This window comes from Streptomyces sp. NBC_00490, assembly GCF_036013645.1.
Taxonomy (GTDB): domain Bacteria; phylum Actinomycetota; class Actinomycetes; order Streptomycetales; family Streptomycetaceae; genus Streptomyces; species Streptomyces canus_F.
In genome coordinates this window covers 6,223,429-6,248,516 of the sequence record NZ_CP107869.1, presented here as the reverse complement: position 1 = coordinate 6,248,516, position 25,088 = coordinate 6,223,429, and the positions used below count along the sequence as shown (strand labels likewise).

Here is a 25,088-nt window from a genome sequence, read left to right as displayed (position 1 = left end):
TTCATTCATGGGGGAACCATCATGAACATCGTCAAGCCCGCCGCACTGCTCGTCGCGGCCACCGCCCTGCTCGCCGGCTCCACGGTCGCGGCCACCGCCGCGACCGGACCGACCGGCGGCTATCACCCCGACGGCACCCGGGTGACCAGCCTCCAGCAGACCGCCGACGAAGTGCTCGGCAAGGAACAGAAGGTGCTGTCCGCCTCCGCCGACAAGATCGCCTACGACGGCCTCGACGTCACCAAGGCCCCGAAGGGCGTCTTCAGCACCCAGGACCTGGCCTGCGGCTACGGCCACCTGTGCATGGTTGTCAAGGGCACCAAGTTCGACTTCTACAAGTGCCAGACGTGGACCGTCTCCAACTGGACCGGCGACGGCCCGTTCACCAACAACCAGACGCCCGGCACGGTCGCCAGGTTCTACAACAAGGACGGCAGCGAGCGCTGGTCGTCGACGGCGTACCAGGCCGGCACGGCGACCTGGGACCCGATCTACTCGCTGCGCCCCTGCTGATTCGCCCCGACCTCTCCGCCTGACAGGCCGTATCACGGAGAGGCTTCGGACCCTTCGTGGAACGTCCTCCACCCTCCCCCTCGTTGGACCGGGGGAGGGTGGCCCTCATGGAATCGGGCGACCTGCCCACCCTTCGACGTCCGGGCGCCACGGCACGTCTTCCGCCGTGCCGCCACGGCTCGGGAAGCGCACCTGCACGTAGCCTTCGGGAACGGGCTGCGGCGCTCCCGCTCTGGCGCGCCGCAGCCTTCTCGCACATACGCCCGATCCCCCCGACCCGGGCACGCTAGCCTCACTTCAACTGGCGTGACGCCTGGGCACGTTGAGGCAGAACAGCACTCGGGGGACACATGACGGACCAGCGGCACCCCACGCCGCCGTACCGCGCCGCGCTCATACAGGCGGGCGCCGATCCACTGCAGCCCGCCGACCCCGCCCGGATCGGACCGTACGTGCCGCTCGGGCGGCTCGGCAGCGGTGGGATGGGCCGGGTCTATCTGGCACGGCCCGCCGACGACACCGCGGGGCTCGCCGCGGTGAAGGTGATCCGGCCCGAGTACGCCGAGGACCCGGAGTTCCGGCGGCGGTTCGAGCGGGAGGCCACCGTGCACCGGCGGGTCGACACCCCGCACGCGCCGCGGCTGCTCGGCACCGGGTTCGAGCACGAACTGCTCTGGATGGCCACCCAGTACGTCCCCGGCATCAACCTCGCCGACGCCGTGCGCCATGGCGGCAGGCTGGAGCCGACCGGTGTGTGGCGACTGGTGGCGGAGCTCGGACAGGCCCTCTCGGCGCTGGCCGACGCCGGGGTCGTACACCGGGATCTCAAGCCGTCCAACGTCCTGCTGTCCACGCGCGGCGTGCACGTCATCGACTTCGGCATCTCGCAGGCCGTCGACAGCAGCGCGATCACCGGCACCGGCAGCCGGGTCGGCACGCCCGCGTTCATGTCCCCCGAGTATCTGCGGGAGGGCCGCTGCGACGGTGCCTCCGACGTCTTCTCCCTCGCGGGCACGCTGATCTACGCCGCCACCGGGCACGCCCCGTTCGGCGACGGGACCGGGGTCGATGTCATGCACCGGGTGGCCTTCGAGGAGCCGAAGGCGGAGGTGATGTCCGAACTCGGGCCCGTGGACGGCCCGTTGGCGACCCTGCTGACCGCCTGCCTCGCCAAGGACCCGGCCGGCCGCCCTACTCCGCGGCAACTGATCGCGGCGGCCGCGACCGCGTTGAAGGGTGAGGCACCCGACTGGCAGGAGCCCCTGGCCGGCCGTCTGGTCGACCGCCAGGAAGGCTGCGACTTACTGGAAGAGGCCTCGGCCGAGCAGACCGTCCACCTCCGCGCACCGGCGACTCCGGTGACTCCGGCGGCAGCTCCCGTCCCCGGGCCCGGTCTCGGCCCCGCGACGCCGCCCGGGGCGTTCGGACCCGCCACGCCGCCCGGCCAGTACGCCCCCGGTGAGAACGAGGCCCGCCGCAGCCGGAAGAAGCCCGCCCTCGCCCTCGTGGCGTGCCTCGCCGTGGTCGCCGTGGCCGCGAGCGCGTTCTTCCTCACCCGCCCGTCCCACGACGAGGCGGCCTCGGACGCGCCGACCACGAGCACCAGCACCGGCACCGCCTCGGACGCCGAGGGGGTCTCGGCCCTGCCCGGCGCCTCCGCCTCCCCTTCCCCTAGCACAGCGCAGGAGAGGAAGGAGCAGGCGAAGGAGGAGGACGAGAATCTCACGGAGCCGGACGGCGGCTCCTCCGGATCCGGTGACGGCATCGCCGGTACGCCCTCCGCGACGGCCACCCAGGGCGGTACCGGCGGCACCTCGGGCGGCGCCGACCCCACCCCGACCGCCACCGTCACCGAGACCGCGACCGCCCCCACCGACCCGGCCTGGATCTCCGACTGCACCTACTACTCCGGCACCGAGCTCACCAAACACGGCGACAAGGGCCAGCGCGTCGTCCAGGTCCAGTGCATGCTCACCAAACGCGGCTACGGCATCGGAGACGCGGGCGTGGACGGCCGGTTCGGCAACGCCACCCTGGCCGCGGTCCAGCAGTTCCAGGGCGCGAAGGGGCTGGAGGTCGACGGAAGGGTGGGTCCCCAGACGTGGGCGGCCCTGCGGAGTTCCAGCTAGGGGCCACCCGGGCCGCCGTCCGGCCGGGGCCGGCGGCCGGCTAGCCGACTATGTGGCGCAGATACGCCTTCGGGTCGTTGAGATAGCGCCGCCAGTGCTCGACCAGCTCCAGTTCGTGCCACTCCACGGGGCGCATCCCGTGCTCGCCGACCTCGATGATCTCGGCGCCGGGCAGTGCGGTGAGCAGGGGTGAGTGGGTGGCGCAGATGATCTGGGCGCCCGTCCGGGAGAGGTCGTCGAGCACGCCCACCAGTTCGAGGCAGGAGGCGAAGGACAGGGCGGACTCCGGCTCGTCCAGGACGTACAGGCCGGGGTCGAGGAAGCGCTCGCGGAACGCCATCAGAAAGCCCTCGCCGTGGCTCATCTCCTCCGGGGTGCCGGACAGCCGGCCCGTGTTCCGTTCGCGGCCGAGGGCGTCGAGCGCGGTCTCGGCCCGCAGGAAGAAGCCCCGGCGGCGGGTGTGGGGGCCCCGCAGCATCCGGCGTCCGGCCACGGTCGCTTCGAACCGCATCCGGCCGCCGAGCACCGACGGCTCCCGCGGACCGGCGTAGCGATGGCCCGCCGACCCGCCCCAGGGGTCGAGGCCGAAGGCCTCCGCCAGCGCCTCGACGAGGGTCGACTTGCCCGAGCCGTTCTCCCCGACCAGGAAGGTGACCGGCGCGGTGAACCGCAGTCCGTCGTCGAGCAACTGCCGCACGCACGGCACCGACCACGGCCACACCGGGCCGCCGCCGGGACCCAGCTCGTCCTCGGCGACATGGGCGTACGCGCGTTCCACGATCATGCCGTCAGGCTCTCACCCGGCACTGACAACGGCAGGGCGGCGACGGGACGAGACCCCGCCGCCGCCCTCAGCCGCGACTCAGTGGAAGAAGTGCCGCGTCCCCGTGAAGTACATCGTCACGCCCGCCTTCTTCGCGGCCTCGACGACCAGCTCGTCGCGGACCGAACCGCCGGGCTGGACGACCGCCTTCACGCCGGCCTCGACGAGGATCTCCAGACCGTCGGGGAAGGGGAAGAAGGCGTCGGAGGCGGCGTAGGAGCCCTGCGCGCGCTCGGCGCCCGCCCGCTCCACGGCCAGCTTCGCGGAGTCGACGCGGTTGACCTGGCCCATGCCGACGCCGACCGAGGCGCCGTCCTTGGCGAGCAGGATCGCGTTGGACTTCACCGCGCGGCAGGCCTTCCAGGCGAAGGACAGCTCGGCGAGCTCGGACGCGCTCAGCGCCTCGCCCGTGGCCAGCGTCCAGTTCGCCGGGTCGTCGCCGTCCGCCTGGAGACGGTCGGTGACCTGGAGCAGCGCGCCGCCGTCGACGAGCTTGAGCTCGACCGGGTTGGCGGGGGCGGCCGGGGCCTTCAGGACACGGATGTTCTTCTTCTTGGCGAGGGCCTCCAGGGCCCCCTCCTCGTAGTCCGGCGCGACGATGACCTCGGTGAAGATCTCGGCGACCTGCTCGGCCATCTCCTTGGACACCGGCCGGTTGACCGCGATCACGCCGCCGAACGCCGACAGCGGGTCACACGCGTGTGCCTTGCGGTGCGCCTCGGCGACGTCCGCGCCGACCGCGATACCGCAGGGGTTGGCGTGCTTGATGATCGCGACGGCGGGCTCGTCGTGGTCGTACGCGGCACGGCGGGCGGCGTCCGTGTCCGTGTAGTTGTTGTACGACATCTCCTTGCCGTGCAGCTGCTCGGCCTCGGCCAGGCCGCCACCACTGCCGTCGACGTAGAGCGCGGCGGGCTGGTGCGGGTTCTCGCCGTAGCGGAGGGTGTTGTTGCGCTCCCAGGTGGCGCCCAGGAAGTCGGGGAACTGCGACTCGTCCACAGGCGCGTAGGAGGACGCGAACCAGGAGGCGACCGCCACGTCGTAGGACGCGGTGTGCTGGAACGCCTCGGCCGCGAGCCGCTTGCGGGTGGCGAGGTCGAAGCCGCCGTCCTGGACGGCGCTCAGGACGTCGGCGTACCGCGCGGGGCTGGTGACCACGGCCACCGAGGGGTGGTTCTTGGCGGCGGCGCGGACCATCGACGGACCGCCGATGTCGATCTGCTCCACGCACTCGTCCGGCGAGGCGCCCGAGGCGACGGTCTCGCGGAACGGGTAGAGGTTGACGACGACCAGGTCGAACGGCTCGACGCCCAGCTCGGCCAGCTGCCGCTGGTGGTCCTCCAGGCGCAGGTCGGCGAGGATGCCGGCGTGCACGCGCGGGTGCAGCGTCTTGACGCGGCCGTCCAGGCACTCGGGGAAGCCGGTGAGCTCCTCGACCTTGGTGACGGGGACGCCGGCGGCGGCGATCCGGCCCGCGGTGGACCCGGTGGAGACGAGCTCCACGCCCGCCTCGTGCAGGCCGCGCGCGAGGTCTTCCAGACCCGTCTTGTCGTAGACGCTGACGAGCGCCCGTCGGATGGCCCGCTTGTTGCTCTCGGCGGTCACTGGATAACTACCTTTCGTCCCTCAATGCGATAGCCGTTGCGGGCTAGCCGCCCCACGACATCGACGAGCAGCCTTCGCTCGACTTCCTTGATGCGCTCGTGCAGAGCGCTCTCGTCGTCCTCGTCCCGGATCTCCACCACGCCCTGCGCGATGATCGGTCCGGTGTCGACGCCGTCGTCGACGAAGTGGACGGTGCAGCCGGTGACCCGGGCGCCGTACGCGAGCGCGTCACGGACGCCGTGGGCGCCGGGAAAACTGGGCAGCAGCGCGGGATGGGTGTTCACGAACCGCCCGCCGTAGCGCGCGAGGAACTCCTTGCCCACGATCTTCATGAACCCGGCGGACACCACCAGGTCGGGCTCGTACGCGGCGGTCGCCTCGGCGAGCGCGGCGTCCCACTCCTCGCGGGTCCCGTGGTCCCTGACCTTGCACACGAAGGTGGGGATCCCGGCGCGCTCGGCACGGGCGAGCCCCTCGATGCCGTCGCGGTCGGCTCCTACGGCCACGATCTCGGCGCCGTAGGCCTGCGAGCCTGCCTGGCCGATGGTGTCGAGGAGCGCCTGGAGGTTGGTGCCGGATCCGGAGACCAGCACGACGAGGCGCTTGGCCACGGGCTTGGCGGCCACGGTGGGGCCCTTTCTCGGGGGAGCGTTTTCCGTACGGTCGACCGTATGTACGTTCGTACGAATGCTTCGCGCCCCGGGATACGGGGAAGTCTACGAAGCGGCCGGACGGCAGCAACGATACCGGCACTCCGGGCGGCCCCCACGGGACGGGGGCGTGGCCGGAAGGTAGCGTCTGGGAGGGCCCGAGTCGGGAACGTGGTCGTCGTGCGGTGCGTTTCCGAAGTGAAGGCTCACGCCACACCGCCGTAAGACGTCGTATCACCTAGGGGAAGACGCTCACTTGATGCCGGACCGCAGCCTGCGACTGCTCACGCTCCTCCCGCAGTCGGTGCAGGGAGGGGAGCACCGCGGCGTGCTGCTGCGGGAGCGCCCCGCCTCTCCGCCCGACGCGCCCTCCGACAAGCCGGACCGGAAGGCGGAGGAGGACAACCCCTTCGCCCCGCCGCCGGAGGGCACCCCGGACCGGCCGTGGGAGCCGCGTCGCCCGGCGGACGACTCCTCCTCCGACGACGACGGCGCCCGCTCCCCCTGGGGCGGACAGTGGAGCGACCGTCAGCCGGGCCGCTCCTCCGGCGGCTTCGGCGAGCGCCCCGGCGGGGGCCCCGGGCCCGAGGGCCAGGGCGGTCCCGGTCCCGGCACGGGCATGCGGTGGGACCCGACCGACCCGGGCCAGCGCCGTGCGCGTTACTCGCTCCTGAGCGGTATGTGGGCGTTCTTCTTCGCCCTCTTCAGCTGGCCGTACGTCGCGCTGCTGCTCGGCGCGCTCGCCCTGTACTGGGGCATCAGCGCGCTGCGCGCCAAGCCGCGCACCCCCGACCCGGACACCCCGGCGTCCGAAGCGGGCGGCCGCCCCCAGCGGACGGCCGCCATCAGCGGCCTGGTCACCTCGTCCCTGGCGATCGCGGTGGTGACGGCGACGTTCGTCCTGCACCTGGTCTACAGCGACTACTACACCTGCACGAGCGACGCCCTCACCAACGAGGCCAAGCAGTCCTGCAGCCAACTCGTACCGGAGAAGCTCCGGGACATCCTGGCCCCCGGCTGACGCGGGGAGCGGCGCCCGGCGCACCTCGCGATCACGGGGTCTCCGGCGGGTCCAGCGGTGTCGACGCCTCCTTGAGTGCCGCCCAGCGGCTCTCGCGGGAGGCGTCGCCGTGCCAAGGCGAGTGGGTCGCCGGGTAGGGGTCGGCTGGCAGGAAGTCGTACGGCTCGAAGGCGGGGTCGTCGTCGCCGGTGTCGTAGGACGTGGCGTCGGTCGGGGTCGGTCGTCCGGCGGGCTTTCCGCGGGAGAACCAGCGGCGGGGCGAGGGCTTCGGGGCGGACGGGCCGGTCCCGTGACCCGGGGAGAGCCGGTCGTCCGCAGGGGGCTCCAGGGTCGCGTCCGCCGCCGAGACCTTCGGGACTACCTGACCGGCGTCCCTCTTCCGCCGGAACCAGCCGCGCGCGCGGGCGCCGGACGCCTGGGGCGCACCGGCCCCGGATTCGGGCCCCCCACCGATCTCCGATGAGCGCGCCGCCGCCTCCGGACGCACCGCGCCGTGCCCCGGCTCGGGTACGCCCGTGCCCGTCCCGCGCGCCTGCGCCTTCCCGCTCTTCGGCTTCCGCACCCGCCGCTCCCGGCACCGCCATGCCCGCAGCCCCAGAGCCGTGGGGATCGCCATCACCGAGGCCCATGCCAGCGCCGCCGCTCCCGTCAGCCACCACACCGGACCGAACCAGGCGAGCGCGGCGACCCCGAGCGGTCCGCCCGCGAGTGCGGCGAGCGTCGCGACGGCCGCCGCGCACAGCAGGGCCGCGAGCCCGGCGGTACCGGCGGTCCGGCCGCGTGACCAGGGTGCGGCGGGCCGCTGCCCCGACCGCTCGCCCGTCTGCCCAGCGCCCCTCGTCTGTGCGCCGACACCCTTGCCCGGCGCCACGACAGACGCCCCGGCCCTCGCTCCAGCGGCGCCCCGCCCTGTGGGGAACACCCCGCTCCCCTCATCCGCTCTCCGGCTCCCCGCCCGCCCCACGAACCACCCCACCGTCACCCCGGCGACCACCGGCACCCCCGCGGCCGCCCAGTTCACCCACGTCCCCGTCCCCGGCACCGCCGCCAGCAGCGGGAACGGTGGCAGGAGAGGGGCGGGGGCGGAGGACAGGGGCCCCACCACATGCCCCGTCCCCAGGACGAAGCCCGGCCCCAGCGCGTACGACGCCGACCAGACCGCCGCGTTCGGCACCAGCGCCACGCACAGCAGCAGCACCGCGAACCGGCCCGACCAGCCCTCCGTCAGCTGGAGGAAGGAGAGCCGCGTCGCGTCGCCGTGCCACACCAAGGACGTTCCCAGGAGCAACGCACCACCGCCCACCAGGACCGTCACCCCCGCGCCCGCGGCCCGCGCCGCCGTGCCGAGACGGCGGCGGGCGTCGGGGCCGAGGAGCAGACGCCGTAGCCCCGCGGGAAGCGACAGCAGCGCGGCGTCCACCGGTTCGCGCGGGCGGCCGTACGCCGTCCAGACCCCCGCACCCGCCGCCAGCGTCACGACCACCGGCACGCACACCGCCGTCCACACCCACGCAGGCCGCAGCTCACCGCCCGCCGCGTACAGCGCGACGCACGTCCCGACGGCGAGATAGCCGAGGACCACCCCCGCGAACGCCGTCCATCCCGAAGCCTCCGTGGAGTCGTCCACCGCGTCCCGCGCCGCGCGGTGCACCAGCCACACCGGCAGCACGACCAGCAGCAGCGGCGTCACCCCCACCGGTGCCGGGACCCCGGACAGCGTGTCGGTACGCACCAGTTCCGCCCCGTGCGCCAGCAGCCACAGCGCCGCCGTGACATGCAGCGCACCGCCCGGCCCGCTGTCCGGATACGGCGAACTGATCCACAGCACCATCACCAGCACGGCGAGCGAACCGAGCCCGAGCCCCGCCGCGAGCAGGCCGGCCAGAAGGCTCGCGGCCAGTCCGGGCGATCGGTCCCGCAACCGGGTGAGCGGGGACGACTTGGGTGCTCGGCGAACGGTCATCTGGATCACGCCCGCCATGCTCCCAACGACACGCGCTTTCTCGTCGTAACAGGCGAACCTCCGAAGTGTCGCTCAATATACGACTATGTACTTTTTCGTACGAAGGGGCGCCCTGTGACCCGGAGCCCTGCGACCCCGCTCCCCGAGCCCGAGGAACGCCGACGCCTGCGCGAGGCCGGGTCCTTGACGCAGGCTCAGGTCGCCGAACGGGTGGGCGCCACCCGCGAGACGGTCCGCGCGTGGGAGTCCGGCCGTACGAACCCGCGGGGCCGGAAGCGGGAGGCGTACGCGAAGCTGCTGGACTCCTTGGCGGAGGTCGAGGTGACGGCCCCTCAAGAGGAGCCGGCTCCCGAAGCCGAGGAAGCAGCCGTCCCCCTGACCCCCGCTCAGGCCTTCGACGCGCTGTACGCGTTCTGCGCCCCGGCCCTCGTACGGCAGTCCTATCTGCTCACCGGGCGCCGCGAACTCGCCCGCGAATCGGTCGAGCGGGCCTTCCAACTCGCCTGGCAGCGCTGGCCCGAGGTGGCCGTCGACCGCGACCCCGCGGGCTGGGTACGCGCCACGGCGTACGAGTACGCCCTCTCCCCCTGGCACCGCTTCCGCCCGCGATTCCGGCACCCGGAGCCACCGCCCGCCGACGCGTCGGACCGCGCCCTCATGGACGTACTCCTCAAGCTCCCCCCGCCCTACCGCCGCACGTTGCTGTTGTACGACGGGGTGGGCCTCGACCTGCCCGAGACCGCGGCGGAGACGGAGGCGAGCACGCCGGCGGCGGCGAACCGCCTGCTGCACGCGCGCGAGGCGGTCGCCACGAGGTTGCCCGCGCTGGCCGACCCCACCGAGCTGCACCGGCGGCTTGCCGAACTCGCCTCCACGGAACGCCTGCGGGCCGCGAAGCCGCCGACGGTGCGGACGGGGAGTGAGCGCAGGGCGCGGTTCTGGACGCGGGCGGCCATTGCGTTCACGGTGGCACTGATCGGGACGACGGCAATGACCGTACGGACGGCCCCGACCCACTACGAGCCGCCGATCGCGCCGGGCGCGGAGATCCAGGGCGTGCCGCCACGGGTCGCGCAGGGCGCGTTGTCGGAGGCGGAGGCGGAGCTGCGGGAGAAGCTGCGGGGCGGGATGACGAGCGGACCGGAGAGGGTACTGCCGCTGAGTCGTTAGCCGGCGGGCCGGCGGAGGTGCTTTTAGGGGCGCGGGGAACTGCGCGAACAGCCACGACGCACCCGCGCCCGCCGCACCACCCGACCCGGCACCCCGTAACGCGTCGACGGGCCCGCCCCAACCTTCGGAGCGAGCCCATCGGACGTTCAGCCAGGCAGACGCTCAGCCGGCGAGGATCTCCCGCGCCAGCTTCGCCGTCTCGGTCGGCGTCTTGCCGACCTTGACGCCGGCGGCCTCGAGGGCCTCCTTCTTCGCGGCGGCCGTGCCGGAGGAGCCGGAGACGATGGCGCCGGCGTGGCCCATGGTCTTGCCCTCGGGCGCGGTGAAGCCCGCGACGTAGCCGACGACCGGCTTCTTCACGTTCTCCGCGATGAACGCGGCCGCACGCTCCTCGGCGTCGCCACCGATCTCACCGATCATGACGATCAGGTCGGTGTCGGGGTCGGCCTCGAACGCGGCGAGCGCGTCGATGTGCGTGGTGCCGATGACCGGGTCGCCACCGATGCCGACGGCGGACGAGAAGCCGATGTCACGCAGCTCGTACATCATCTGGTACGTCAGCGTGCCGGACTTCGAGACCAGGCCGATGCGGCCCGGCTTGGTGATGTCGCCCGGGATGATGCCGGCGTTCGACTGGCCCGGGGTGATGAGACCGGGGCAGTTCGGGCCGATGATCCGGGTCTTGTTGCCCTGCGACACGGCGTACGCGTAGAACGCGGCCGAGTCGTGGACCGCGATGCCCTCGGTGATGACGACCGCGAGCGGGATCTCGGCGTCGATCGCCTCGACCACGGCGGCCTTGGCGAAGGCCGGCGGTACGAAGAGGACGGACACGTTGGCGCCCGTCTTCTCGATCGCCTCGGCGACCGTGCCGAAGACCGGGATCTCGTTGCCGTCGATGTCGACGGACGTGCCCGCCTTGCGCGGGTTCACGCCACCGACGATGTTCGTGCCGTCGGCCAGCATGAGCTTGGTGTGCTTCATGCCCGTGGCACCGGTCATGCCCTGGACGATGACCTTGCTGTCCTTGTTGAGGAAGATAGCCATGGCTGTTTTCCCTCGTCCTTACTTCGCAGCCGCGAGCTCGGCGGCCTTGTCGGCCGCGCCGTCCATGGTGTCCACGCGCTGGACCAGCGGGTGGTTGGCGTCGGAGAGGATCTTGCGACCCAGCTCGGCGTTGTTGCCGTCCAGACGGACGACCAGCGGCTTGGTGACTTCCTCGCCCTTGTCGGCGAGCAGCTGCAGCGCCTGGACGATGCCGTTGGCGACCTCGTCACAGGCGGTGATGCCACCGAAGACGTTGACGAACACGGACTTGACGTCCGGGTCGCCGAGGATGATCTCCAGGCCGTTCGCCATGACGGCGGCGGAGGCGCCACCGCCGATGTCGAGGAAGTTGGCCGGCTTCACGCCGCCGTGGTTCTCACCGGCGTACGCGACGACGTCCAGGGTGCTCATGACGAGACCCGCGCCGTTGCCGATGATGCCGACCTCGCCGTCGAGCTTGACGTAGTTGAGGTTCTTCTCCTTGGCGGCGGCCTCGAGCGGGTTGGCCGCGTCCTTGTCCTGGAGGGCCTCGTGTCCCGGCTGACGGAACTCGGCGTTCTCGTCGAGGGAGACCTTGCCGTCCAGGGCGATGACGTCACCGGAGGCAACCTTGGCCAGCGGGTTGACCTCGACGAGGAGGGCGTCCTCCTCGATGAAGGTCTTCCACAGGGTGACAAGGACGTTCTCGACCTTGTCGGCGACCTCGGCCGGGAAGTTCGCGGCCTCGACGATCTGGCGGGCGACCTCGGGGGTCACACCCACGTTGGCGTCGATCGGCGTCTTGGCGACGGCCTCGGGGCGAGTCTCCGCCACCTCCTCGATCTCCATGCCGCCCTCGACGGACGCGATGGAGAGGAAGGTGCGGTTGGCGCGGTCCAGGAGGAAGGAGACGTAGTACTCCTCCAGGATCTCCGGGGCCGTCTCGGCGATCATCACCTTGTGGACCGTGTGGCCCTTGATGTCCATGCCGAGGATGTTGGTCGCGTGCTCGACCGCCTCGTCGGCGGTCGCCGCCAGCTTCACGCCGCCGGCCTTGCCGCGGCCACCGACCTTCACCTGAGCCTTGACGACGGACTTGCCACCGAGGCGCTCGGTGGCTGCGCGGGCCGCCTCAGGCGTGTCGATGACTTCACCGGCCAGCACCGGTACATCGTGCTTGGCGAAGAGGTCCCTCGCCTGGTACTCGAACAGGTCCACGCGCTTCCGTCCCTATCAGTGATCTCGCGGTTCGTTGTCTGCGTGGGCGTGCCGCGAGGGCAACGTGACGTCCGACCGTGTCTGTCACAAGGGAGGCGCACACGGTGTCCGAGCGCGCGGCATGTCCGTCTCGCAGGTTATCGCTGCTTGCAGGGGGCCCCTAAATCGAGGGTCACACCTGAGCGGTGATACCTGTCACATGATGCCGCCCTCACTGGCACGCTGTGCCAGATGTGAGGGGCCGAGGGGGTCATGGGGAAGGGCCTCACCGGGCTGGGGTTGACCCGGTGAGGCCCCTTGAGCAGCCCCTTGAGGGGGCACGGGGCAGTCGATCCCCACCCCAATGGGGACCGCTCCGCCCCGTCCGTGAGGTGTCGGCCGGACGGACCGACGGCTTTCGGCCGTCCGGGTCCTGTGTCCTCACGGAGTCGGTCGGTCCGCCGCTTCGAGGGCGGCGGAGGTGGGGGACGGTCAGGCGTTGTACGCGCCGCCGTACTGCTGCGCGTATCCCGGCGTGAGCGACTCGGCGACGCCCTGGACACCGGCGACGGCGTTCCCGGCGAGCGGGGTCACCCCGTCGACCGTGTGACCGACGACAGGTGCCACATCGCCGACGACGGGCGCCACGTCCCCGACGACGCCGTACGCGAAGGGGGCGACGTCACCCGTGACGCCGTACGCGAGGTTCCCGGCGCCGCCCGTGACGCCCTGCACGACGGGCTGGACCAGACCGACGACGGGCTGCGCGACGCCCTGCGCGAAGGAGTGGACCTCCGCCGTCACGCCGTACGACAGATCGGCGGTGTGCCCGGCCACGCCGTACGCGAGCGGCGCGACGCCGCCCACGACGGGCCGGACGTCGCCGACCACGCCGTACGCCAGCCCGTCCGCGTCCGCGACGGCCTGCCCCGCGACCGGGACCACGCCGTGCACGGCGGCATGCGCGACCGGCGGCAGCACGGCAGCTGTGGCGTCGGCGGCGACCTGACCGACGAGGCCGGTGGCGTAGGCGGGTACGTCGGTGGCGACGCCGTCCACGACTGGGTGGAGGTCGGCGACCGCGCCGGTGGCGACGGGGGCGACGCCGTGGACGGCCGCACCGGCGAGGTGGTCGACGTCGCCGACCGTGGCGGTCGCGACGGGCCGGACGCCGTGGACGGCGGTCCCGGCGGTCTGCCCCACGCCCTGGACGGCACCGGCGGCGACCGGCTGGACGTCGGCCACGACACCGTGGGCGAGCGCGGTCGCGGCGCCGACGGTGTGGTGGGCGGTGTACCCGACACCGGCGACCGTGCCGCCGACGACCGGGGTGACCTCGCCGACCGTGTGGCCGACGACCGGGGTGACGCCGTCGACCACGCCGTGGGCGACCGGACTCACGCCTTCCACCGTGCCGGTGGCGACCGGGACGGCCCCGGCGACGGCGTGCTCGGCGGTCGGGACGACACCGGCGACCGTCCGGCCGGCGACCGGGACGACACCGTCCACGGCGGCGGTGGCCAGCGGGGGCACGGCCACCGCGACCGTCTCGTCGACGATCGGGGCGACGGTGCCGGGAACGGCGGCCACGGTGCCCGTGATGTGGCTCGGGACGGAGGAGACGCTCGCCCCGGCGGCCGTCGTGACGGTTCCGGCCTCGCCCCGGGCGACGGTGAGCGCGTCGCCGGCACGGCCCTCGGCCCCGGTGACCGTGGCCTGCGCGGCGCCGGTCACGCCGGTGGCGGTGCGGCCCGCGCCCGCGACGGTCTGCCGCGCCTTGGTCCGTACGACGCCGTCGACGCCCTGCGCGTGGGTACGGGCCGCCGACTGGACACCCTGGAGCTTGGTCTGGGCGCCGGCGAGGGCCTGCTCGAGCTCCGGGGCGAAGGCGGCGAGGGGGCCGAAGAGGTAGTCGACGTCGTCCTGCGGGGACGTCGCGTCGGAGACGGTGGCCCGGACGGTGGTGACGGTCTCGTCCGCTGTGTCCTTGGCCTTCGCCTGCGCGGCACGGGCGGCCTTCGCGCCCTGGATGGCCGCGGCGCCCTTGATCTTCGAGGCCTTGTTCGAGGTCGCGGTGGTCTGCGGGACGGTGACCTTCGCGTCCACGGAGCGGCGGGCCTGGTGGGTGGCGGTGCCTGCCGTCTCGGAGACCGTGTCGGTCGCCTTGGGCGTGGCCGTCGCCGCGGTGTTCTCGGCTGTCGAGGTCACGCCGGAGACGGTGTCCCGCACCTCGGTGACGGCGCCGTCGACCGTGTCGGTCAGGGCGTCAGTGACATCGGTCGTCGTGTCGGACATGGACAGCGAGGAAGCGGGCAGTTCATCAGCGCTGGCCACGGAGGAGCCGAGCGCCCACGCGCCGGTGACGCCGGCGGCTATGACGATGGAGCGGCGGATGTTCTTGTTCATACGTGCGTCAGATCCTTAGATCCTGGGAGGTCCGAAGCTCCCCGGAGGCCTGGGACGGACGGGCTCCTGAACGCCTCGGGCGGCCTTTCAGGAGGAGGTCCGTGGCGGAGCTCCGGTGCTTCGGATGGCTGGGGACACTTCCGGTGCCGGTTCCGGCCGCGATGCCCCGGGGGCGGGGTCCTGCGGGGTCGGATTCGGCTTCGGCTTCGGCGGTTTCTGTCCGGTGGCCCCAAAGGGGTCCGGACGGCGGGTCCTGCCCTATGCCGGAGAAACCGGAATGTCCCGGTGCCGGTCCCGGGTCTCGAACGCGTCGGCACGCACAGCGGCTCCGGCCACGAGCCGCACCGCAGTCCGGTGGTTCAGGGACACGGCGTGCGCGTCCCCGTGCCGCGACGAACCGCTGTCCGCCGTCGGCCGGTTGCCCAGCGCACCGCTCTGGTCATCGCCGGGCGTCTGCGCCACGGAGGCATGGGCGCCCTGGACGACACGCTGCCCGCCGGTCTTCGCCGCCGCACCCGTCGTAGGCGAACCGGCCACGGACAGCGGACCGTAGAAGGCGGCCGTGGCCGCTGCCTTGCCGGAGCGCCGTCCGACGACGTCACCCTGGGGCGAGTCGGTCACCGGGGACGCCGGCTGGGGCGTCGTCGCCGGCGGTGCCTGTCCCGGGAGCGTCTGACCCGGGAGCGCGGGCAGGCCCGGCAGGGTCGGCAGCTCCGGAAACGTGGGCAGGCCGGGCGGCTCGGTCACGGGCGGAGAAGGCAGGCTCGGCAGCGGCGGCATCTGCGCCTGCGCCTGACCCAGTTGCTCGGTCACCGTGTTCACCAGATCGCCGACCGGCTGGAGGACCTTGCCGTCCACGACACCGTCCACGACACCGACGACCTGCTCGGTCACCGGTCGGAAAACCTTGTCGTCGACCGATGCCGGGTCGACCGACGTCGGGAGGGTGTCCGTCCGGGGTGCCGTGTGAGGGACCTCGGGTTCGGCCGGCGGCTTCGCCAACCGCTCCACCGCGCCGCTCGTCAACGACCGGACGCCGTCCGCCGGGTCCGCCGGAGCGGTCCCGGATGTCACCGTCGTCGTCGGTATGCCCTCCGCCGCGCTCGCCTGTCCTCCGCAGAGGAACCCGAGTGCGAACAATCCGCCCGCCAGCAGCGCCACTTGCAGCGCACGCCGCCCGGCCGCCGTGCGCAGACTGCGCAGAGCGGCACCGGACAGTGCGGCCGGCCAGGTCAAGAGGGTGGTCCTCCCGTGCGGCGGAACGAATCACGCGTGACGAGCGACGAAGTCGGTGCGACGCGGTACGGACGAGCGGTGTGGATGAGCGGTACGGACGAGCGGTGCGCGACGCACCGCTGAACAAGGCACCGATACTCGCACGGGAGTGCGGAGGTTACGCAAGCCCCCCGTTACCGATGCGCCTCATGTCCGTTTTGCTATCTCAATTCGGGTGTCGCTGGGTCGACAAATCACCACCGATTCACCGTTGTTCCTCTCATGCCGTGTCCGGGATGGGGATGGGCCGCTTCTCGATCGCCGCCGCCATCACCTCCGGGAACAGGTCGGGGGTACAGGCGAAGGCCGGTGCGCCCAACGCGGCGAGCGCGGCCGCGTGCTCCCTGTCGTATGCGGGAGCCCCTTCGTCGGACAGCGCGAGCAGCGTCACGAACTGCACCCCCGACGCCTTCATCGCCGCCACCCGCTTCAGCATCTCGTTCCGTATGCCGCCCTCGTACAGGTCGCTGATCAGCACGACCACCGTGTCGGCGGGCCGGGTGATCTGCGACTGGCAGTACGCGAGTGCCCGGTTGATGTCCGTACCGCCGCCGAGCTGGGTGCCGAACAGGACGTCGACCGGATCGTCGAGCTGGTCGGTGAGGTCGACCACCGCGGTGTCGAAGACGACGAGCCGGGTGTTGATGGACCGCATGGAGGCGAGGACCGCCCCGAACACGGACGCGTAGACGACCGACGCCGCCATCGACCCCGACTGGTCGATACAGAGGATGACCTCCTTCTTCACCGACTGCGACGCCCGCCCGTACCCGATGAGCCGCTCCGGCACGATCGTCCGGTACTCGGGCAGGTAGTGCTTGAGGTTGGCCGCGATCGTGCGGTTCCAGTCGATGTCGTGGTGGCGGGGCCGGCTGATACGGGCGCTGCGGTCGAGGGCGCCGGTGAGAGTGGCCCGGGTGCGTGTGGCGAGCCTCTTCTCCAGATCCTCGACGACCTTGCGGACCACGGCCCGTGCCGTCTCCTTCGTCGTCTCCGGCATCGCCTTGTTGAGCGAGAGCAACGTGCCGACGAGATGCACATCGGCCTCCACCGCCTCCAGCATCTCCGGCTCGAGCAGCAGGCTGGCGAGACCGAGCCGCTCGATCGCGTCACGCTGCATCACCTGCACGACGGAGGACGGGAAGTACGTCCGGATGTCCCCGAGCCACCGCGCCACGGAGGGCGCCGAGGCCCCCAGCCCCGCGGCACGCTCCCGCCCCGACTGCCCCTGCCTGTCCCCCTTCCCGTACAGCGCGGCGAGCGCCCCGTCCATCGCCGCGTCCCGCCCCCCGAGCGCACGCCCGGTCCCGTCGGCGGCATCACCCCCGAGCACCAGCCGCCAACGCCGCAGCCGCTCCTGCGCCGGGTCCACCACGTCGACCGTCATCCGGACACCCCCACGAGAGACTTGGCCAGCGAACGCGTCGCCGCCGACCGCGTCGCGGAAGGCAGCCCCGTCGCGGGCCGCGTCGCCGAAGGAGAGGCCGCTGCGGGCTGCGCCGCCGGAGCAGGGGCCGTGCCGACGCGCCCGGTCACGGGTCGCGCTGCCGGGCAAGGCGTCGCGGCGAGTCGCCCGGTCGCGGGTCGCGCCGTGGCAGGAACCGCCGCCGTCGGCTTTCCTGCCGCGGACCGTGCCGCCGAAGGAGGCGCTGTTGGAAGCGGCTCAGTCGGCGGTCGCCCAGCCACAGCCCTCTCCGTCACCGGCACCGCAGCCGCAGGCCGGCCCGGCGCGGGCACCGTCGTGCCGGGCCGTGCCCAGAGCGGCATCACGCTCACGGTCGCCGTCGAGGCATCTGTCGCCAGGGCCGCTTGCCCGTCGCTGAGGACGGCCGCCGCCTCCGCGGGCCTCCTCGGCTCGCCCGGTCCGTCGGTCGTCATCGCCCCACCCCCACAAGGTCGTTGTCGTCGGCGCCCACGGGGTCGCCGTCCAGTCCCAGCAGCAGTCGCACCACCGGCAGCACCGCATCCGCACGCGCGGTGTCGAGATCGGCCCCGAAACCGGGTATGCCGGCGCCGCCGCCCGCCGCACTCCCCCGCTCCCCCGGCCCCCGCCGGACCAGCTCGCCGAGCGTCCGCCGCACCCCCGGCTCGTACGCCGAGAAGGTCCGCCGCAGCAACGGCAGCACATCCGTGAACGCCTCCGCCGGCACCCCGGTCAGCCAGGCGTCGACCAGCCCGAGCAACCGCTCGTCGTGCACGAGCAGCAGCCCGCCCCCGGCACCACCGCCGACGAACCCCTCGATCCACGCGGCCGCGTCCGCGGGCGGCGTCCCCGGCGACAGCACGAGCCCCATGAGCCGTGCCGCCTCGTCCTGCCCCAACTCCCCGTCGTCCAGCAGCAACCGCACCGCCCGTCCCCGGACGACCCCGGGCACGGTGTCCCGGCCCGACAGCACCCGGAGCACGGATCGCCAGCGGAGGCGGAGGTCACGGTGGGGTGAGCCGGGGGTGCCGCGCAGGGGGTTCTCGACGGGCGGCCCGGCGGCGTGTGCGGGCTCGCTGTCGCCGTCGGCTGTTTCATCCGCCGCCAGCACGTCCGCCAGCAACCCCACCGCCCCGTGCACCGAGTCCACATGCCCCCGCATCTCCTCGGCCGCGTCCGCGTCGAGCGCGGCGCACGCCGGGGGAAGACCGACGAAGACCCGTTCGGCGAGACCCGCGGCGACCTCCGTGAGGGCGTGGGTGTCCGTGCCGCGCACGTCGCCGTAGCGCAGGGAGCGGACCAGGGCGGGCAGGGCCTGGGCGAGATGACCGACGTCGGCGTCGAGCGCGGCGCGGTCGGCGAGAACCCGCATCACCACCGGGAGCGCTTCGGGCAGTTCGGCCAGAAGGCAACGCTCGGCGAGTGCGGTGACATCGGCGAGGCTCTGCGCGGTGACGGCGTCCGCCTGCGCCTTGGCGGTCGCCGCGGCGAGCACGGTGGTCCCCCACACGCCGGCCTCCGCGACCCGCACGGACAGTTCGGGCTCCCACCGCAGCCGCCACGTCTCCCGGAACGTCCCCGTACTCCCCCGCGACGCCACCGGCTCACCCCACCCGATGCCCAGCAGCCGCAGCCGGTGCAGCAGCCTGCTGCGTCCCGCGTCGGTCTCCTTGCGCAGGTCGAGCTCCAGCTCCCGCTCCAGCGCCTCCGGCTTGAGCCGCAGCCGACGCTGCGTCCGGTCGAGATCCCGCTGCAACGGCACCGCGGGCGCCCCCCGCGGCACCTCCCCCAGCACGTCCCCCACGACGAGCCGGTCGTGCACCAGCGACAGCGGCAAGTCCGAGCCCTCGCACATCACCGCCCGCACCGCGTCGGTCGTCTCGCTCAGCCCCGCCAGCGGACGGCCTCGCATCGCCGCGAGAGTCTGCGCGAGCCGCACCGCCTCGATGACATGGGCCGACGAGACGATCCGGTCCTCCTCCCGCAGCAGTCCCGCCACCTTGGTCATCCACCGCTCCACCGGACGGTCCGCCGCGCCGAACAGATGCCCGTACCAACCCGGCGAGTCGATACCGGCCCCGTATCCGCTGACCCGGGCCAGCCGCCGATACGTCCACGGCACCCACGTCATGTCCGCCTTGACCTTGGGCAGCCCCTTGAGCAGTGCCCGGTCGGCGGCGACGGCCGTCCTCTCCCGCAGCGCGGGCACATGCCACGCCCCGCACACCACGGCCACCCCGCCCCCGAACTCCCGCTGAGCCGCCCGTATTTGGAGCCGCATATACGCCTCCCGCACGAGATCCCGCTCATGCCCCCCGCTCCCGTACACCTCCCGCAGCGCCCCCATGGCCTCCTCGACCACGACGAACGGCGCGAACACATCTCCGGCACCGGTCCCCCGGTGCTCGACGACGTCCTCCCACCACCGCTCGGGGTCGTCGTAACCGGCGGTTTCAGCCAGCACGGCGAGGGGGTCGATCCGGAGGCCGGTGCGGGTGGCCTCCGGATCGGGGGCACCGACACCCGCTTCCGCACGGGAGCCGGGAGCCGTTCCGGAGTCGGGAGAGTCGGGTGTCTCCCCCACTGCCTCGTCGAACCGCCCCTCCTCCCACGCCAACGAGTGCGTCGCCGGCAGGTCGATGAACCTCGCCGGGACGTCGTGCTCCAGGGCCCAGCGGATCGCCACCCACTCCGGGGAGAACTCGGCGAGCGGCCAGAACGCCGAGCGGCCCGGCTCGTCGACGGCGTGGGCGAGGAGAGCGACCGGTGGCCGCATGTCCTCCTCGGCGGCCAGCGGAATCAGGGCGTCGGCCTCGGGCGGCCCCTCGATCAGGACGACCCGCGGCCGGGCCGCCTCCAGCGCCGCCCGCACGGCCCGCGCGGAACCGGGCCCGTGATGCCGCACGCCGAGCAGCAGCGGCTCCCTGCCGCCGATCGTCCCTCCCCCATCAACCGCGACCGCCCCGCTCCCACCGCCCGCTGTCGGCTCGCTCCCGTCGCTCACGGCCGCCCCACTCCCGTCCCTCTCACTTCCTGTCACACCGTCCCCCTCCCCTCCAGAACCAGCGACCACCGATCACCGACCACCAGGCCCTGACCGTCGCACCACACCCCCGACGCCCCGCACTTCACGAACACCGAGCCACGCGCCCCCGGCTCCCGCCCGCGCCTCCCGATCCCCCCGAGCCGCCCGGGCCCTGGCCTCCGCCGGGGCGGCCCCACCCCAGGTCGTCCCGGTTCACGCGCTCACCTCCCGGCAGGCGCGGTAGAAGTCCTTCCAGTCGTCGCGTTCCCGGACGACCGCCTCCAGGTACTCCTGCCAGATGACACGGTCGGCCGCCGGATCACGGACCACGGCGCCGAGGATGCCCGCGGCGACGTCGCCGGCCCGAAGGACGCCGTCGCCGAAGTGGGCGGCGAGGGCAAGCCCGTTGGTGACGACGGAGATCGCCTCCGCCGTCGACAGCGTGCCGCTGGGCGACTTGACCTTCGTACGGCCGTCCGACGTGATCCCGTCGCGCAGTTCGCGGAAGACGGTCACCACCCGGCGGATCTCCTCGACCCCCTCGGGCACGGCCGGCAGGTCGAGGGAGCGGCCGATCTGGTCGACGCGCCGCGAGACGATGTCGACCTCGGCCTCGACACTGTCCGGCAGCGGCAGCACGACCGTGTTGAAACGGCGGCGCAGGGCGCTGGAGAGGTCGTTGACCCCGCGGTCGCGATCGTTGGCCGTGGCGATGAGGTTGAAGCCGCGGACGGCCTGCACCTCCTGCCCCAACTCCGGTATCGGCAGGGTCTTCTCGGAGAGGATCGTGATGAGCGTGTCCTGCACGTCGGCGGGGATGCGTGTCAGCTCCTCCACCCGTGCCGTCATCCCCTGCGCCATGGCCCGCATCACCGGGCTGGGCACCAGCGCGTCACGGCTGGGGCCGTTGGCGAGCAGCTGCGCGTAGTTCCAGCCGTACCGGATCGCCTCCTCCGGTGTGCCGGCGGTGCCCTGCACCAGCAGGGTCGAGTCGCCGCTGACCGCCGCGGCCAGGTGCTCGGACACCCAGGTCTTCGCGGTGCCGGGCACACCGAGCAGCAGCAGGGCGCGGTCAGTGGCGAGTGTGGTGACGGCGACCTCGACGAGACGGCGCGGCCCCACGTACTTCGGTGTGATGACGGTGCCGTCGGGAAGCGTGCCGCCGAGCAGGTACGTCGCCACCGCCCACGGGGACAACTTCCAGCGGGCCGGGCGCGGGCGGTCGTCCTGGGCCGCCAGCGCGGTGAGTTCGGCGGCGAAGGCGTCCTCGGCGTGCGGACGCAACTCCTGCGTCGGCTCGTTCTCGGGTGATGCGGATGCTTCGACAGACATCGCGTCCACGGACACAGACATGGCTGAGAGCCCCCTCCAGCTCGGCCGGTTCGGATCTGGCACCCACGTTGCACCACGCCACTGACAACGCGATCTGACCTGCGGAAACCTGCTGGCGAGGGCGCTCGCCGGACCGATTGTCAGTGGGGGGATCTACCTTCGATGACATGACTCAGCAGGGGGTGCGCTGGAGCGCGGACCAGGTGCTGGCACTGGCGCCTGACGCCGCATCACGCAAAGCGGGAAGCAAACTCGGGGCGGCGGGGCCGTGGTCCGAGGCGGGGAGTTCCGACGAGGGGACGGTGTGGGGGCAGTGCAAGGGCAGTGGCAGCAAGCCGTATCAGACGGTCGTCGACATCGCGGACGTGTCCGGGCCCGCGTACAAGTGCAGTTGTCCGAGCCGCAAGTTCCCGTGCAAACACGCCCTCGGGCTGCTGCTGCTCTGGGCGGGCGAGGACGGCGCGGTGCCGCGAGGTCCGGCGCCGGACTGGGCGGAGCAGTGGCTGGAGGGGAGAAGGAAGCGGGCGGAGGAGAAGAAGGACGCGACGGCGTCCGCCGACGGCGGGGGTGATCCGGAGGCGGCCAGGCGCAGGGCGGAGCGCCGGGCCACGCTGGTCACCGCGGGGGCGACGGAGCTGGAGCAGCGTCTCGCGGATCTGCTGCGCGGCGGGCTCGCCGGCGCGGAGCAGGCGGGGTACGGCATGTGGGAGGAGACCGCGGCCCGCATGGTCGACGCCCAGGCACCCGGACTCGCGGCCCGGGTACGGGAGTTGGGGGCGATTCCGTCGTCCGGTCCGGGCTGGCCGGTGCGGCTGCTGGAGGAGTGCGCGCTCCTCCACCTCCTGGACCAGGGCTGGCTGCGGCGCGAGCGGCTGCCCGAGGATCTGGCGGCGACGGTCCGTTCCCGTATCGGGCTGCCCGCCTCGGCGGACGGACCCGCGGTGCGGGACCGCTGGCTGGTGCTCGCCCAGTACGACACGGCGGACGCCCGGCTGACGACGCGCCGGATCTGGCTGCACGGCGCGGAGTCCGGGCGCATGGCCCTGCTCCTCTCCTTCGGCGCCGCCGGCCGCGCCCCCGAACTGGCCCTGCCGGTGGGCCTGGTCCTGGAGGCGGAGGTGTCCGCGTACCCGGGTGCCGGGCAGGTGCGGGCGGCTCTGGGCGAACAGTTCGCGCCACCGGCGCCGGCGGAGATACGCCCGCCGGGGACGACCACGGCCCAGGCGGCGGCCCGTTACGGCGAGGCGCTGCGCGAGGACCCGTGGCTGGACTCGGTCCCGGTGACGCTGGACCGGGTCGTCCCGACCCCGGACGGCGACACGTGGCAACTGGCGGACGCCGACGGGGACACGGCCCTGCCGCTCACCCCTACCGCCCACTCCCGCCCGGGCCTGTGGCGCCTGGTCGCCCTCTCGGGCGGCGCCCCGGTGAAGGTCTTCGGCGAGTGCGGCCACCGCGGCTTCACCCCGCTGACGGCCTGGCCCGAGGGGGCGGGCGAAGGAGTGGCGCTGTACTGAGCCGGCCGAAGCACGGGCCGTCCTGCCGCACAGCCGCCTACGTCCCTCGCGTCCGTGCCGACGCGAGGCCACAGATATACGCGAGCACCGGCACCACAGCACCAACGGCACCGGCACTGCGACACCCGCGCACGCCGACGCCGATTCCATCCGCACCGACCTCGGAGGACATACGGACACCAACGTCCACGCCACGCGCACCGGCCGCGCGGCACAAACGGACTCGGACGACAACACCCACGTCACCCGCTGCCATCGCACGGCCCACACCGGCACCGTCACCGGGACCCGCGTCCCCTCCCGATCCCACTCCCGCACCACCACGCGCACCCACCGCCCCACCTCCCCCACACGCCACGGCGTCCCACGGAAAGGACCCGCATGAACAGCACGTCCACACCTGTGGATTCACCCGCGCAGGACGTCTGGGAGGAACTCGTCACCACCGCCCTGCTCGGGACGGACCGACGCACCCCGCCGGGCGCGGCGCCCGGCAAGGCGGCACCGGTCGCCCTGCTGGACGCGGCGGCGACGCAGACCGTACGGCGGCGGGCCGGGCTGCGGCCCGCCCCGGCGGCGGCGCGGCCGGAACCGGCACCCGACGATGCCCGCCCCGCCCTGCCCGCCGCCGCGGCCCGCAGGCTCTCGATGCTGCTGGCCGACCGTCCGGGCACGGGCGGCGGTGGCCGTCGCGGCACGGCGCCGGACCTGATGGAACTGCTGCCGCAGTGGCTGGCGACGGCGAACGCCCGCGGCTTCGCGGCACCCCCCGAGGTGCTGCCGGCGCTGCTGGACGCGGCCCGGGGACGTACGGACCTGCGACCGGCGGCGCTGGCGTTCGCGGGGCCGCGTGCCGTGTGGCTGGCCCGGCTGAACCCGGACTGGCGGTTCGCCCTGCGCGCGGCACCGGGCGGGGACCCGGCGCTGCCGCACCCGCGGGACACGGACCAGGTCCGGCAGCTGTGGCAGGAGGGCCTGTTCGCGGAGCGGGTCGCGCTGCTCGCCGCGATACGGGCCCGCGAGCCCGCCGCCGCGCGCGAGCTGCTGGCGACGACGTGGGCGACGGAGCGGGCCGAGGACCGTCTGATGTTCCTGGACTCGCTGCGGACGGGTCTCGGTGCCGACGACGAGCCGTTCCTGGAGCAGGCGCTTGCCGACCGGAGCCGTAACGTCCGGGCGACCGCCGCCGAGTTGCTCTCCGCGCTGCCGGGCTCGGCGCTCGCCGCGCGGATGGCGGTCAGGGCGACGGCGTGCGTGGCCCTGGACCGTACCCAGGAGAGGCCGACGATCACCGTGGAGGCGCCGTTCGAGTGCGACGCGAGCATGGAGCGGGACGGTGTAGTGCTCAAGGCTCCGGCGGGACGGGGTGAACGGTCGTGGTGGTTCGGCCAGTTGGTGGAAGCGGCGCCGCTGGGGACGTGGGCGGCACGGCTCGGTGGGCGTTCGCCGCAGGAGATCGTGGCGCTGCCGGTGACGGACGACTGGCGGTCCGAGTTGCACGCGGCGTGGTGTCGCGCGGCCGTACGGCAGCGGGACGCGGCCTGGGCGCGTGCGCTGCTGGGAGCGCCCGGGGCGCCCGAGGCCGGGGGTCCCGGGGCGGTGTCCCTGGCCGAGCGCGCCAAGCTGCTCGGCACGCTGGGCTCCGCCGAGCGGGCCGACTGGGTGGCCGGGTTCATCGCGGCGCACGGGCTGTCGGAGGCGTTTCAGCTGCTCGGGGGGTGTGCGGTGCCGTGGGCGGAGCCGCTCGGTCGGGCTGTGGTGGACGCGCTCAACATCGCGCGGGACGCGGGGAGTTACCCATGGAGTTTCAGTGGAGTGATGGGGCTGGCGGAGCGGTGTCTCGATCCGTCCGAGGCGGGGCGGCTCGACGGGCTGCTGGCGGTGCCGGACGAGTCGGAGGACGCGAGCCCCGGGGCCGGCGGGTACTGGGCGGAGGCGTTCCAGCGGCTGGTGACGACGTTGCGGCTGCGGGCGGCGATGGCGCGGGAGTTGGGGGCGGCCTGACGGAGCCGG

17 protein-coding genes are annotated in these 25,088 nt (G+C 73.2%); 6 read left to right on the top strand and 11 right to left on the bottom strand.

Annotation, left to right across the window (positions count from 1 at the left end; genetic code table 11):
- The first annotated feature begins 21 nt into the window (after positions 1–21).
- Together OG381_RS28540 and OG381_RS28535 are read left to right on the top strand one after the other, a co-directional pair.
- Positions 22–513 (top strand): hypothetical protein, encoded by a 492-nt coding sequence (locus tag OG381_RS28540; RefSeq protein WP_327718923.1) that lies wholly within the window; start codon positions 22–24, stop codon positions 511–513.
- Between the two features lie 350 nt (positions 514–863).
- Complete coding sequence (locus OG381_RS28535; RefSeq protein WP_327718922.1) at positions 864–2,642, top strand: protein kinase domain-containing protein; 1,779 nt, start codon at positions 864–866, stop codon at positions 2,640–2,642.
- Positions 2,643–2,682: 40 nt separating this feature from the next.
- Here OG381_RS28535 and OG381_RS28530 read toward each other — a convergent pair whose 3' ends face one another.
- The 3 genes from OG381_RS28530 to purN all read right to left on the bottom strand — a co-directional run bounded on the left by OG381_RS28530 (position 2,683) and on the right by purN (position 5,696).
- Positions 2,683–3,426 (bottom strand): AAA family ATPase, encoded by a 744-nt coding sequence (locus OG381_RS28530; protein ID WP_327718921.1) that lies wholly within the window; start codon positions 3,424–3,426, stop codon positions 2,683–2,685.
- 78 nt (positions 3,427–3,504) lie between these two features.
- The gene (purH, locus tag OG381_RS28525) at positions 3,505–5,070 is read right to left on the bottom strand and encodes a bifunctional phosphoribosylaminoimidazolecarboxamide formyltransferase/IMP cyclohydrolase (RefSeq protein WP_307026895.1); all 1,566 of its coding nucleotides are present in this window, start codon (positions 5,068–5,070) and stop codon (positions 3,505–3,507) included.
- Positions 5,067–5,696: a phosphoribosylglycinamide formyltransferase gene (purN, locus tag OG381_RS28520; RefSeq protein WP_327718919.1), complete on the bottom strand. Its 630-nt coding sequence runs from the start codon at positions 5,694–5,696 to the stop codon at positions 5,067–5,069. Before purN ends, purH begins: the two co-directional genes overlap by 4 nt.
- 283 nt (positions 5,697–5,979) lie before the next feature.
- Here purN and OG381_RS28515 point away from each other — a divergent pair, with 283 nt between their 5' ends.
- Complete coding sequence (locus tag OG381_RS28515; RefSeq protein ID WP_327718918.1) at positions 5,980–6,741, top strand: hypothetical protein; 762 nt, start codon at positions 5,980–5,982, stop codon at positions 6,739–6,741.
- 31 nt (positions 6,742–6,772) lie between these two features.
- Here the strand turns inward: OG381_RS28515 and OG381_RS28510 are convergent, their stop codons facing one another.
- The gene (locus tag OG381_RS28510; protein ID WP_327718917.1) at positions 6,773–8,722 is read right to left on the bottom strand and encodes a cell division protein PerM; all 1,950 of its coding nucleotides are present in this window, start codon (positions 8,720–8,722) and stop codon (positions 6,773–6,775) included.
- Between the two features lie 96 nt (positions 8,723–8,818).
- Between OG381_RS28510 and OG381_RS28505 the strand changes: the two genes are divergently transcribed.
- The gene (locus OG381_RS28505) at positions 8,819–9,874 is read left to right on the top strand and encodes a sigma factor-like helix-turn-helix DNA-binding protein (protein WP_327718916.1); all 1,056 of its coding nucleotides are present in this window, start codon (positions 8,819–8,821) and stop codon (positions 9,872–9,874) included.
- Positions 9,875–10,036: 162 nt separating this feature from the next.
- Here OG381_RS28505 and sucD read toward each other — a convergent pair whose 3' ends face one another.
- The 7 genes from sucD to OG381_RS28470 form a co-directional block, all read right to left on the bottom strand.
- Complete coding sequence (gene sucD, locus OG381_RS28500; protein WP_067438133.1) at positions 10,037–10,921, bottom strand: succinate--CoA ligase subunit alpha; 885 nt, start codon at positions 10,919–10,921, stop codon at positions 10,037–10,039.
- A gap of 18 nt (positions 10,922–10,939) precedes the next feature.
- Positions 10,940–12,118, bottom strand: a complete 1,179-nt coding sequence (sucC, locus tag OG381_RS28495) for an ADP-forming succinate--CoA ligase subunit beta (RefSeq protein ID WP_067438131.1) — start codon at positions 12,116–12,118, stop codon at positions 10,940–10,942.
- A 471-nt stretch (positions 12,119–12,589) separates the two neighbouring features.
- Positions 12,590–14,503, bottom strand: coding sequence for a hypothetical protein (locus OG381_RS28490; protein WP_327718913.1), 1,914 nt, complete (start codon positions 14,501–14,503; stop codon positions 12,590–12,592).
- Between the two features lie 258 nt (positions 14,504–14,761).
- Positions 14,762–15,739: a hypothetical protein gene (locus tag OG381_RS28485; protein WP_327718912.1), complete on the bottom strand. Its 978-nt coding sequence runs from the start codon at positions 15,737–15,739 to the stop codon at positions 14,762–14,764.
- Between the two features lie 259 nt (positions 15,740–15,998).
- Entirely contained in the window at positions 15,999–17,165 is a 1,167-nt protein-coding gene (locus tag OG381_RS28480; RefSeq protein ID WP_327718909.1) for a VWA domain-containing protein, read from the bottom strand.
- A gap of 487 nt (positions 17,166–17,652) precedes the next feature.
- Positions 17,653–20,136, bottom strand: coding sequence for a DUF5682 family protein (locus OG381_RS28475; protein WP_327722574.1), 2,484 nt, complete (start codon positions 20,134–20,136; stop codon positions 17,653–17,655).
- Positions 20,137–20,439: 303 nt separating this feature from the next.
- Complete coding sequence (locus OG381_RS28470) at positions 20,440–21,579, bottom strand: ATP-binding protein (RefSeq protein ID WP_327718908.1); 1,140 nt, start codon at positions 21,577–21,579, stop codon at positions 20,440–20,442.
- A gap of 146 nt (positions 21,580–21,725) precedes the next feature.
- On the opposite strand from OG381_RS28470, the gene OG381_RS28465 reads away from it, so the two are divergent.
- Positions 21,726–23,075 (top strand): SWIM zinc finger family protein, encoded by a 1,350-nt coding sequence (locus OG381_RS28465; RefSeq protein WP_327718907.1) that lies wholly within the window; start codon positions 21,726–21,728, stop codon positions 23,073–23,075.
- A 381-nt stretch (positions 23,076–23,456) separates the two neighbouring features.
- On the top strand, positions 23,457–25,079 hold the full coding sequence (locus OG381_RS28460; protein WP_327718906.1) for a DUF5691 domain-containing protein: 1,623 nt from the start codon (positions 23,457–23,459) through the stop codon (positions 25,077–25,079).
- The last annotated feature ends 9 nt before the right edge of the window (positions 25,080–25,088 follow it).

Excerpts from the sequence above, each read along its gene's own strand:
- OG381_RS28540 (WP_327718923.1), top strand. The coding sequence starts at position 22 with ATGAACATCGTCAAGCCCGCCGCACTGCTCGTCGCGGCCACCGCCCTG.
- OG381_RS28535 (WP_327718922.1), top strand. The coding sequence starts at position 864 with ATGACGGACCAGCGGCACCCCACGCCGCCGTACCGCGCCGCGCTCATA.
- OG381_RS28530 (WP_327718921.1), bottom strand. The coding sequence starts at position 3,426 with ATGATCGTGGAACGCGCGTACGCCCATGTCGCCGAGGACGAGCTGGGT.
- OG381_RS28515 (WP_327718918.1), top strand. The coding sequence starts at position 5,980 with ATGCCGGACCGCAGCCTGCGACTGCTCACGCTCCTCCCGCAGTCGGTG.
- OG381_RS28510 (WP_327718917.1), bottom strand. The coding sequence starts at position 8,722 with ATGGCGGGCGTGATCCAGATGACCGTTCGCCGAGCACCCAAGTCGTCC.
- sucD (WP_067438133.1), bottom strand. The coding sequence starts at position 10,921 with ATGGCTATCTTCCTCAACAAGGACAGCAAGGTCATCGTCCAGGGCATG.
- OG381_RS28490 (WP_327718913.1), bottom strand. The coding sequence starts at position 14,503 with ATGAACAAGAACATCCGCCGCTCCATCGTCATAGCCGCCGGCGTCACC.
- OG381_RS28480 (WP_327718909.1), bottom strand. The coding sequence starts at position 17,165 with ATGACGGTCGACGTGGTGGACCCGGCGCAGGAGCGGCTGCGGCGTTGG.
- OG381_RS28470 (WP_327718908.1), bottom strand. The coding sequence starts at position 21,579 with ATGTCTGTGTCCGTGGACGCGATGTCTGTCGAAGCATCCGCATCACCC.
- OG381_RS28465 (WP_327718907.1), top strand. The coding sequence starts at position 21,726 with ATGACTCAGCAGGGGGTGCGCTGGAGCGCGGACCAGGTGCTGGCACTG.
- OG381_RS28460 (WP_327718906.1), top strand. The coding sequence starts at position 23,457 with ATGAACAGCACGTCCACACCTGTGGATTCACCCGCGCAGGACGTCTGG.